General features: G+C 43.6%; 8 protein-coding genes and 1 tRNA gene. 2 read left to right on the top strand and 7 right to left on the bottom strand.

Annotated elements, in window-relative coordinates; genetic code table 11:
- Positions 1-113 precede the first annotated feature (113 nt).
- A complete protein-coding gene (gene fbp, locus CHU92_RS04250; RefSeq protein ID WP_094412937.1) occupies positions 114-1,124 on the bottom strand; it encodes a class 1 fructose-bisphosphatase in 1,011 nt (336 codons plus the stop codon).
- 295 nt (positions 1,125-1,419) lie between these two features.
- On the opposite strand from fbp, the gene CHU92_RS04245 reads away from it, so the two are divergent.
- The gene (locus CHU92_RS04245; protein WP_094412935.1) at positions 1,420-1,734 is read left to right on the top strand and encodes an HPF/RaiA family ribosome-associated protein; all 315 of its coding nucleotides are present in this window, start codon (positions 1,420-1,422) and stop codon (positions 1,732-1,734) included.
- A gap of 61 nt (positions 1,735-1,795) precedes the next feature.
- Here CHU92_RS04245 and CHU92_RS04240 read toward each other — a convergent pair whose 3' ends face one another.
- The 6 genes from CHU92_RS04240 to CHU92_RS04215 all read right to left on the bottom strand — a co-directional run bounded on the left by CHU92_RS04240 (position 1,796) and on the right by CHU92_RS04215 (position 8,972).
- A complete protein-coding gene (locus tag CHU92_RS04240) occupies positions 1,796-4,258 on the bottom strand; it encodes an FG-GAP-like repeat-containing protein (protein WP_094412933.1) in 2,463 nt (820 codons plus the stop codon).
- Positions 4,259-4,298: 40 nt separating this feature from the next.
- The gene (locus CHU92_RS04235; RefSeq protein WP_094412932.1) at positions 4,299-5,441 is read right to left on the bottom strand and encodes a hypothetical protein; all 1,143 of its coding nucleotides are present in this window, start codon (positions 5,439-5,441) and stop codon (positions 4,299-4,301) included.
- A 411-nt stretch (positions 5,442-5,852) separates the two neighbouring features.
- A tRNA-Ser gene (locus tag CHU92_RS04230) sits at positions 5,853-5,940 on the bottom strand.
- 44 nt (positions 5,941-5,984) lie between these two features.
- Positions 5,985-7,010 (bottom strand): asparaginase, encoded by a 1,026-nt coding sequence (locus CHU92_RS04225; RefSeq protein ID WP_094412930.1) that lies wholly within the window; start codon positions 7,008-7,010, stop codon positions 5,985-5,987.
- A complete protein-coding gene (locus CHU92_RS04220) occupies positions 7,000-8,136 on the bottom strand; it encodes a 1-acyl-sn-glycerol-3-phosphate acyltransferase (RefSeq protein WP_094412927.1) in 1,137 nt (378 codons plus the stop codon). Before CHU92_RS04220 ends, CHU92_RS04225 begins: the two co-directional genes overlap by 11 nt.
- Positions 8,137-8,204: 68 nt before the next feature.
- A complete protein-coding gene (locus CHU92_RS04215; protein WP_094412939.1) occupies positions 8,205-8,972 on the bottom strand; it encodes a TatD family hydrolase in 768 nt (255 codons plus the stop codon).
- A gap of 91 nt (positions 8,973-9,063) precedes the next feature.
- Here CHU92_RS04215 and CHU92_RS04210 point away from each other — a divergent pair, with 91 nt between their 5' ends.
- Positions 9,064-9,504 carry a retropepsin-like aspartic protease gene (locus CHU92_RS04210; RefSeq protein ID WP_094412925.1) on the top strand — a complete coding sequence of 147 codons (441 nt, stop codon included), beginning with the start codon at positions 9,064-9,066 and terminating at the stop codon, positions 9,502-9,504.
- Positions 9,505-9,694: the final 190 nt, after the last annotated feature.

The raw sequence follows: 9,694 nt of genomic DNA, 5'->3' as shown, positions 1-9,694 counted from the left end.
CAAATAAAAAACCGTCTCAAAATTTAAGTATTGAGACGGCTTCTATTATTTACTGTAGTATGAATAGTTAGTGGTTATTTTTGCCTTATGGCCCTTTTGGCTTATGGCTAATTTTATTTACCGGCCTTCGCCATAAACTCCTCTGCTTTTTCTACCATGTTATAACTCCCACAGAAAAACGGTACACGCTGGTGCAGCTCTGTAGGCTCTATTTCCATGATACGGGTAAAACCGTCAGAGGCTTTGCCCCCGGCCTGCTCAGTTATAAAAGCTACGGGATTGCATTCATACAGCAGCCTCAGTTTGCCTTTTGGCGCTTTGGCGCTGGTGGGATAAATGTATATGCCGCCTTTAATCATATTGCGGTGAATGTCGCTTACCAGGCTGCCAATATAGCGCGAAGTGTAAGGCCTGTCGCCTTCCTCGAGCTGGCAGTACTTTATATAATCTTTAACCCCCTGCGGGAAATGTACATAATTGCCTTCGTTTATAGAATAGATATTACCTTCTTTTGGGAACTGCAGGTTAGGGTGCGAAAGGTAAAAAGTACCAATGGCAGGGTTGAGGGTAAAACCGTTAACGCCATGCCCGGTAGTATACACCAGCATGGTTGATGTACCGTAAATTACATAGCCTGCCGCCACCTGGTTAATACCGGGCTGCAGGAAATCTTCAATGGTAACGGGGGTCCCGATGGGCGTAACGCGCCTGTATACAGAAAAAATAGTACCCACCGAAACATTTACATCAATGTTTGATGAGCCGTCCAGCGGGTCAATAAGCACTACATATTTGTTGTTGTGGCAGCCATCCTGCCCCTGTACGGTTATGAAATCATCATTTTCCTCAGAAGCTATCCCGCATACAATTTCACGGTTGATAAGGGTTTGCATGAAAATTTCATTGGCATAAACATCCAGTTTCTGCTGGTCTTCACCCTGCACATTCTGCTCCCCAAATTTACCAATGATATCCACCAGCCCGGCCTTGTTTACTTTATAATTTACTACCTTGGCAGCAAGCCTGATAGAATTAATAAGCCGGGATAGTTCACCTGAAGAATATTTGAAGTCTTCCTGTTTTTCAATAATAAATTCCCCTAAGGTTTTGTGCCTTTCTTCCATTACGAAAACGTTATAGTTGTGTTAGTGCGCAAATATCGAAATTTTTTGGTACTAATAGCCGGTTGACGGGTGTAAATGATTCAATTTTTTTTAAATTACAAAAAGCCATTGGATAAAGGGTTATATTTAGTTTCTTTTAAAGATGTATACGGCTCACTACAGGTAGTACCTGCGTAAGATTATATTGCTGAAAAGAAAAATAAAATTGTCACAACAAGGCGTTAAGCTGATTTATATCATTTTTCGGCATAGTTATGTTTACTATATTTGTGTATAACCTTAAAAACTAAAAATTATGCTTATAGAAGTCAATACCGATAATCATATTGAAGGTAAAGAAAGGATGAAAGTATATTTTGAATCGCTTCTTTCCGATTCACTAAAGCGTTTTGAAGACCGTATAACCCGCCTTGAAGTACAATTAGGCGATGAAAACAGCGGCGTAAAAAAAGGTGATAATGACAAACGCTGTATGCTTGAAGCCCGCATAGCAGGACTAAAAAATGTAGCTGTGGTAAACCACGCCGATACTATTGAAAAAGCCATAATGGGCGCTATCCCAAAACTGAAGCATGCCATCGAGCATGCCCTGGGAAAAGTAAACCATTAAAATAAAAAGGGGCTGTCTCAAAAGTGAGACAGCCCCTTTTTATTTACTTGCGCTATTGTAATTAATTTTTAAGGAATTTTTGTGTATGCTTGCTTCCATCCACTGCATTAAGCAGAAGGATATAACTTCCTGCAGCAAGGTTTTTAACCGTGATTGCGTTATTCAGAACATCTGATTTTTGTACAAGCCTGCCATTAAGGTCAAATATTTCCGCGCTTTTAATCTGTGGCGCAGAAGTACCCGGCCGGATGGTAAGAACATCACTTACAGGGTTAGGATATACCATAAACATGCTGCTGGCTGCCCCTATAGTATTTAATGTAGCCCCCTCTACAATTAAATGAGTTTGGTTGATATTAGGATTTAGTAACGTATCAACTGTTCCTGAAGGCCACCTGATGATTATTTTATCAATAGTTGTAGCTGTACCGAGGCCAAAATGTGCCGATAATGTACTCATAAACTGGAAGCCTTCGCCACTGCGCACATCCCTGATCATTTTACCCCAGCTGCCATAAACTTCAACACGGGCACCTATACCGTTGATATTGCTCTGAATTCCTTTAAGCCTTACTTTTACCCATTTGTTGCCGTTTGGCACTGCATAGCGGATGTTACTGCCGTTAAGCACATCAAGGAAACCATCGTTGTTCAGGTCACCTACCGCGCCAACACTTATACCTGAAGGATAGTTTGTAGGCAGGAAGGTAAGGTCCCCCTGGTTGAACATAATTTTATTGCCGCTACCCATAACATCTACAAAACCATCATTATCAAAATCATAGGCTATATAGTCCCTGTTAATGGTAGTATCGGTATCCCAGCCTGATCCTGAAGAAACGTTGCTGTAAGCCTCTTCAGTAGTATTGGTTGTATCAAGGTTATTCCTGAAAAGCATTGATTTTACTGAACCGTTTGAGCCTACAAGGATATCCATGTCTCCATCATTATCAAAATCAGCAATAGCAGAAGACCATGACTGTACCGGCGTAACATTGATTCCGGCCGTGGCGGAAATATCTGTATATCCTGCCGGGCCATCATTTCTGTGAAGTTCACACGGCGGGCCTGAACATTTTGATACAAACATATCTACATCGCCGTCATTATCAAAGTCTGTCCACAATGAAGCATAGTTACCACCACTCGGAATAATGCCGAGGTTGTAAGCCCCCGGTGTTATGCCTGACTGGTAGTAGGTGAAGTTACCCGCCCCGTCATTAAGATAATAGACATTAGGGTCAATATCATGGCAGGAAAAAGCGTCAAGATGGCCATCGTTATTAATATCTACAAAATTTGTTCTCTGGCAGAATATATACTCCCCTGGTGTAATACTGGTGTAGGCGGTACCCGTAGCATTTGATTGCCAGAAACTAAGGCCGTTACCAGAACCCAGGATTAGGTCGCTGTAGCCGTCCCTGTTATAATCGCCTGCGGCGAGGCTCCAGGTAGGCATTTTACTGGTGCCGGGTACTGTAATATTAGATATGGTGAATGTACCATCAGCGTTTTGATAGTGAACTTTAAGCGTGTTAGGGCTTACACCAACAATATCGTCACGACCATCGTCATTCATATCTATTACGCAAATATTATACTGGCTGTTTATTGTTGATACCGATTGCGATGAATAAGCTACCGGCACCACAATTACCTGCTCGGTAATTTCAAAATTAAAGCCCTCGGCACTCCATTTATTATCCCACACTATGTAATATGTTGTACCCGCCGTAACATCAAAAGTCTTTTTTGAAAGAAAAGAATTTGTATTTCCGACATTGCATTCTAAAACACCGGAATTATCATCACTTGTCACACAGGTAAGCGTACCGGAACAACTACCCGTATAAACACTGAAGTTAGTGTTTTTACAAAGGTTTTCAGGAAGGTCAGAGCTTACAGTTACCCTGTAGTTCTGTGTAGGCACATACTTGTACCATTTTGCCTGAGAGGCAGTAGAACAGGTAGTATTTACATTTGTACCATCAATAGCATTAACCGTAGTAATACCTGCTGTAACTGTTGTAGCCGTAGCACAGGGACTGGGCACGATTGGCGCTTCTATTATTTGAAAATCAAAGCCGGCGGCACTCCACCGGTTATCCCAGGCGATGTAATAAGTAACTCCCGCCGTAACTTCAAATGTTTTTTTGGAAAGGAACGAATTCGTATTTCCCGAGTTACACGCAATAACACCGGAATCGTCATCGCTTGTAAGGCAAACAAGCCCTGTACAGGTGCCGGTGTAAACGCTAAAGCGGGTGTCTTTACAGATGTTCTGGGCCAGGTCTGAAGTCACGGTTACACTATAGTTTTGTGTTGGTGTGTAAGCATACCATTCTGCCATGCTTGCCTGTGTCAAACAAGCGGTTGTAGTATTTGTACCGTCAATACCTGATACTGTTATGGTACCTGCAGTTGCCGGTAGCGCCTGCGCACAGCTGTTTTGGGCAACGGCACTATATGTACCAGAGCCAAAACAGAGTATGGCAAAAATTTTACTGAAGTAATTGTTTTTCATTTTTTTTAGGGTTTAGAAATATAGTAAGTAGTTTGTTTATTTATTCGCAGGAGTCTAAGGAGTTTATCCAGTCGCGTATGAGATTTATGCCCTCATCATGAATTAAGGTCCTGCCGTGAAGCGGCATCCTGAACGTTTCATCTGTAGTATTAATCCTGAAGAACATCATAGAATTTTCAGGCTCCCTGCCTGACACAATCTTCCCCAGGCTTGGAGAGAAGCCCTGCATATCCTCGGTATTAACACACACACCCATATTGGTGATGTCAACTCCCGTTTCGCTAAAGGCGTAGCGCATAGGCCTGTAATCACAATGCCGGTCTGCCGAGTGGCAGTGTGCACAGTTAATATCTACATATGAACGGGCCCTGAGTTCAAGAGGTTTGGAGGCATCGGCATAATTTATGGCCGTATTAGTGGTAGATGGAAATGCAAAATTATCCTGTAGATAACCCTGCGCTATCCACTTTGAAAGCTGGTTTTGTGGGCCGTCTGTGTAGTTGTAATTAAAATTGAGGTTTTGGGGTTTTATACCTATAGGCAGGCTTTCGGTTACTACGGCGCCGTTTACAAGCCTGCTTGACTTATGGCATACGAAACATTGTTCCCCGGAAGGGATCCTGTACTGGACAGTTTTCGTGATATTGGCTTCATCTTTCCAGGTAACTGTGGTATAACTTCCGGCCATATCATAGAATGCCTCGGTTTGCTCAGCGTTCCACACATAATCTGCAAATATCCATCCGTCTGCCTTGCGTATCATTAATCGTGTTTCAATAATACGAGAAGTGCCCGGTTGTGGCACATTCTGGACATTATCATAATAAAAATTTTTAATTAGAACAGCGCCTGTAGGAAGCTGCAGTACTTTACCGTCCGCATCATATGTTGCGCGGGTACCTTTTGGCATCCAGACAAAACGTTTTTTATGGGCGTAGTCAGAAAAAAGTGAACTTACAGGCTCATAAGGAAGCACATCAAGCGCAGGCTGCAGGTTTTTCATCTGGCCTTCAAAAAATTTATAATCTGAAAGCTTGGGATAGGGCACGGCAGTAAGGTCTACCGTAACTGGCGATACCGGCACAACAGGTATGTAGCCCCCGTCTTCAGAGTCAGAACAGGAAAGAATTGTAAAAACACATAAAACACTTATAAATATTATAAATGCGTAGTTTTTTTTCATAATGCGCTGAATTTTCTACCCAAAAATATTAAAAAAAATATTTGTTTATCATTTTAGGGCAATAATTTTTATTTTTTGATACCCTGCAAATCAAATATTTAATTAAACAGCTACACCAAAGATATCCCTACCTTAAGATGAAGAACATATACAAATAATTTACAAGAAAACCCACAGGCAAGGGGTTGCAGGGCTTCAGCCCATGATAAATTATAAATGATTCCGCCTGTTAATGGCCTGAGTGCAGTTATGGTACTTTCTTAATAATGCCAGGCACAGCTCCGGCTCTCCCTGTACGGCCTGTAGTGTGTTGCTAAAATTGCAGGGCAAATAGCCATATATACAATCGAAATGATGGATTACCCCTAATCAATTAAAAAACCTGCAAAAGAACAGCTTTGCAGGTTTCAGCAGAGAGGAAGGGATTCGAACCCTCGATGCCCTTTTGGAGCATACACACTTTCCAGGCGTGCGCCTTCGACCACTCGGCCACCTCTCTAAATTACGGTTGCAAAAATAGGATTAAAAAACAATACTGAAAAATTATTGCGACATTTCTCCGCGCAAAGGGGTTTCGAATAAAACTTTAAACTGGTTTGCGGGGCTGTTTTTGCCGATAAGGTGCATCAGTTTGGTTATCGCGGCTTCGGTCGTTATATCGCCTCCTGATATTACCCCAATCTCCTTTAGCTTTGTGCTGGTTTCATAATTGCCCATCACTACGCTGCCGCCGGAACACTGGGTTACATTTACTATATGTATGCCGTTTTGTATGGCTTTTGCCAGTATGGCTATAAACCATGCTTCGGTAGGGGCGTTGCCGGAGCCATAGGTTTCCAGTATCAGGCCCTTAAGCCCCTGTATGTTAATCACGGAGGATAAAACCTGCTCGCTAATACCCGGGAACATTTTTACTATCACTACATTGTTATCCATATCGGGGTTTACAATCACGGGGCCCTTTTGCCGCAACAGTAGCTCGGTGTTTATTTTAAGGTGCACGCCCGATTCGGCCAGCGGCGGGTAATTAGGTGAGGCGAACGCATTGAAATGTTCCGCATTGATTTTGGTGGTGCGGTTCCCCCGGTAAAGCTTATACTCAAAATACAGGCAAACCTCCTGTATTACAGCCTCCCCCCGGCTTTGCTGCGAGGCGATTTGTATGGCCGTTATAAGGTTTTCTTTTGCATCAGTCCGCAAATCGCCTATAGGAAGCTGTGAACCTGTGAAAATAACCGGTTTGCTGAGATTTTCCAGCATGAAGCTGAGTGCTGATGCTGAGTAGGACATGGTATCCGACCCGTGCAGGATAACAAAGCCGTCATATGTATTATAATTATCGGCTATTATAGCCGCCATCCTGACCCATTTCTCCGGATCCATATCCGAAGAATCAATAGGGTTTTCAAAAGAAGCTGTATCAATATGGCAGTCAAGGTGTTTCAGTTCGGGAATGTGCTGCAGGAGCTTCCTGAAGTTAAAAGCCTTGAGGGCGCCTGTCTCAAAGTTCCTCACCATGCCTATAGTTCCGCCTGTGTACAGCAACAGGATATTAGGCTTAGAGGGCATCCTGGTACTTCATTTTGTTCATAACAGGGTTAGCATACATTGCCAGGAAGCTTTCGCGCATCATTTTATTATCTATATCGATACGCATTTCGAGCCTCCTTTCAAACAGCAGCTTTTCTTTCTCGGTATACTTGCTGCTAAATTGGGCAGTAGCGTTCAGTATATCATAAGCTATATAGTTTGTGGGCCATAGCTTGTATGTTGATAGTATAGAATCATCAATTACCTGTGCCAGCAGCTGTATCTGCTTATTGGCATTATCATTTTGGGAGGCTATCTCGTCAAGCTCATGTGCCAGCGGGTCGCCTACGTGGATGTGTATCCTTTTCTTCTGCCCCATGATACCGCTCAGCAGGGTCATAAAATCCTCGTTCTTTTCCTTTATATAGACTTCCTGGTTAGCTTCTGCCATCAATTGTGGCATTTTCAGCGCATCTGTGGGATCATATTCATACGAAATAGATACGGGAACAATACGTATCTTTTTGAAGTAATCCATCAGGTTTTCATTGTCGCTTGCCATAGCCAGCATTTTCAGGACACCCTGGTGTGTGGCATCATTACCGTCTTTTGTGCGCCCTTCGCGCTGTGCAATCCATACCGACCTGTTTTCATGCACCAAAAGCTGGTATATGTATTCAGACATCAGTTTTGAACTTTGCAGCAGTTCTCTCGGCGGCAACCCCCTTTGCACAAGGAAGTTCCTGTTCAGCTTTGAAAGCGTATGTAAAAATGCTTTCTGCACAAGGTTATCGCCTATGGCCGAAGCCGTCATTATCAGCCCGTGGTCATAAAGGCAAACGTTAAGCAATGACGTGTCAAGGATGATATCCCTATGGTTGGATATGAAGAGGTAAGGCGTGTGCTTTTCAAGCTTTTCAAAGCCTGATGAAGTAAGCCCTTCCGAGCTTTTTTCAAGTACTTTCTGTACGGCTTTGTAAATAAAATTTACCTGGAAATCGCGTTTGGAATGCGTACGTTCCAGCTGCGCCATCCACACCGCGTCATCCACATCCGGGAACGTAAAGCTCATGAGTGCTTTCATCATAGGGTGGTGCATTATGCTACGGATAGCCTGGTTTACTTCTGTATCATAAAACGGCCTGATATGATCAAATTTCGACATGTGCTTATTCTAAATTAAATAATCCCACAAAAGAACAAAAAAATAGTGAATTTAGCTGAAATTCTTTGTTAAATGGCAAAAATTTCAGAGGCATTATCCGTAGTGATACGGGCAATTTCTGCTGTTGTCACACCATACAGCGCCGCTAACTTTTCAGCAACCAGCAGGGTATAGCCGCTCTCGTTCCTTTTGCCCCTGTATGGCGCCGGCGCCAGGTAGGGCGCATCTGTTTCCAGCACAATATGCTCCAGGCCAATATCTTTTATAAACTGGTCTATCTTACCATTCTTAAAGGTTACCACACCGCCTATTCCCAGCTTCATATTGTAGCCGATAGCCTTTTGGGCTTGTTCAAAATCTCCGGTAAAACAATGAAAAATACCATAAAGACCCTCTCCTTTTTCAGATTCCAGTACTTCAAAAACCTCATCAAAGGCCTCCCGGCAGTGGATGTTTATGGGCAGGTTGTACTTTTTAGCCAGCCGGATCTGGTAGCTAAACGCATGTTGCTGTTGTTTAAGTGTCGATTTATCCCAGTAAAGATCAATGCCTATCTCCCCCACAGCGGCAAATTTCCGCCGGGCAAGCTCCTCTTCCACATGCGCAAGCTCCTCAAGGTAATTTTCTTTTACGTAAGTGGGGTGAAGCCCCATCATGAGGGCGATATGCCCGGGATACTTAGCTTCCAGCTCATACATCTGTTGCGTATAGGATGAGTCTATAGACGGTACATAAAACCGCCGCACCCCGGCACTGATAGCGCGCGCTATCATGTCGTCCCTGTCAGTATCAAATTCTTCGCTATATAAGTGCGTGTGGGTATCAGTCAGGAAAATATCATGTTGCATGGCGCAAAATTACAAAGTTGCAGCCTTTGTGAAGCACTTTTATGTGTATTTAAAGTATTTTTGAAAGAATTATTTTACCATGGAAAATCTTTACCGTAACCTTAAACCGAAAGGCTACAAAAAAATAAAGTTCAAAATAGTAAAAACCCAGCACCTGCTCATAAAAGGTAAGATTAACGGCATACCCGGAAAATTCATATTAGATACCGGCGCGTCAAACAGCTGTGTGGGGCTGGAAGGCATAGGCTATTTCGGGCTCAGCGCATCCGACTCAAAAACGCTTGCCGCGGGGGCAGGCGCTACCGGCATGGCCACACAGGCTTCCGAAAATAACTCGCTCAAGCTGGGGCGCTGGTCTACAAAAAGCCTTGCCCTGGTAATTTTTGACATGAGCCATGTAAACGAGGCCCTGAGCCAGTACAAAGTGAAACCCGTACAGGGCATTATAGGTGCCGACATACTGATGAAGGGGAAAGCAATCATTGATTATTACAACCTGTGCCTGTACCTGAAAAAGTAAGCCAGGCCCCCCGTTTTCCCCATAGCGCACCGCCCGGTTTGGAAGGTGCGCCTCCTTGCCAATCACTGCCGTACCCGCCCCATTTTCTTTACAATCAGGAGCAGTAGGCTAAGCGCACTTTTGCAAGCGCCGTGCCTGCTGTACGCTCTATCTCCCCGCCGCAAAAGCGGGCGGCGGGGAGGATGCCGCT

The organism is Flavobacterium cyanobacteriorum (genome assembly GCF_002251835.1).
Taxonomy (GTDB): domain Bacteria; phylum Bacteroidota; class Bacteroidia; order Flavobacteriales; family Flavobacteriaceae; genus Flavobacterium; species Flavobacterium cyanobacteriorum.
This window is presented reverse-complemented; position numbering and strand designations above follow the sequence as displayed.

Bases quoted from the DNA above. Each gene is read 5' to 3' on its own strand.
- CHU92_RS04220 (WP_094412927.1), bottom strand. From the start codon at position 8,136: ATGTCGAAATTTGATCATATCAGGCCGTTTTATGATACAGAAGTAAAC.
- fbp (WP_094412937.1), bottom strand. From the start codon at position 1,124: ATGGAAGAAAGGCACAAAACCTTAGGGGAATTTATTATTGAAAAACAG.
- CHU92_RS04225 (WP_094412930.1), bottom strand. From the start codon at position 7,010: ATGCCCTCTAAGCCTAATATCCTGTTGCTGTACACAGGCGGAACTATA.
- CHU92_RS04210 (WP_094412925.1), top strand. From the start codon at position 9,064: ATGGAAAATCTTTACCGTAACCTTAAACCGAAAGGCTACAAAAAAATA.
- CHU92_RS04240 (WP_094412933.1), bottom strand. From the start codon at position 4,258: ATGAAAAACAATTACTTCAGTAAAATTTTTGCCATACTCTGTTTTGGC.
- CHU92_RS04235 (WP_094412932.1), bottom strand. From the start codon at position 5,441: ATGAAAAAAAACTACGCATTTATAATATTTATAAGTGTTTTATGTGTT.
- CHU92_RS04245 (WP_094412935.1), top strand. From the start codon at position 1,420: ATGCTTATAGAAGTCAATACCGATAATCATATTGAAGGTAAAGAAAGG.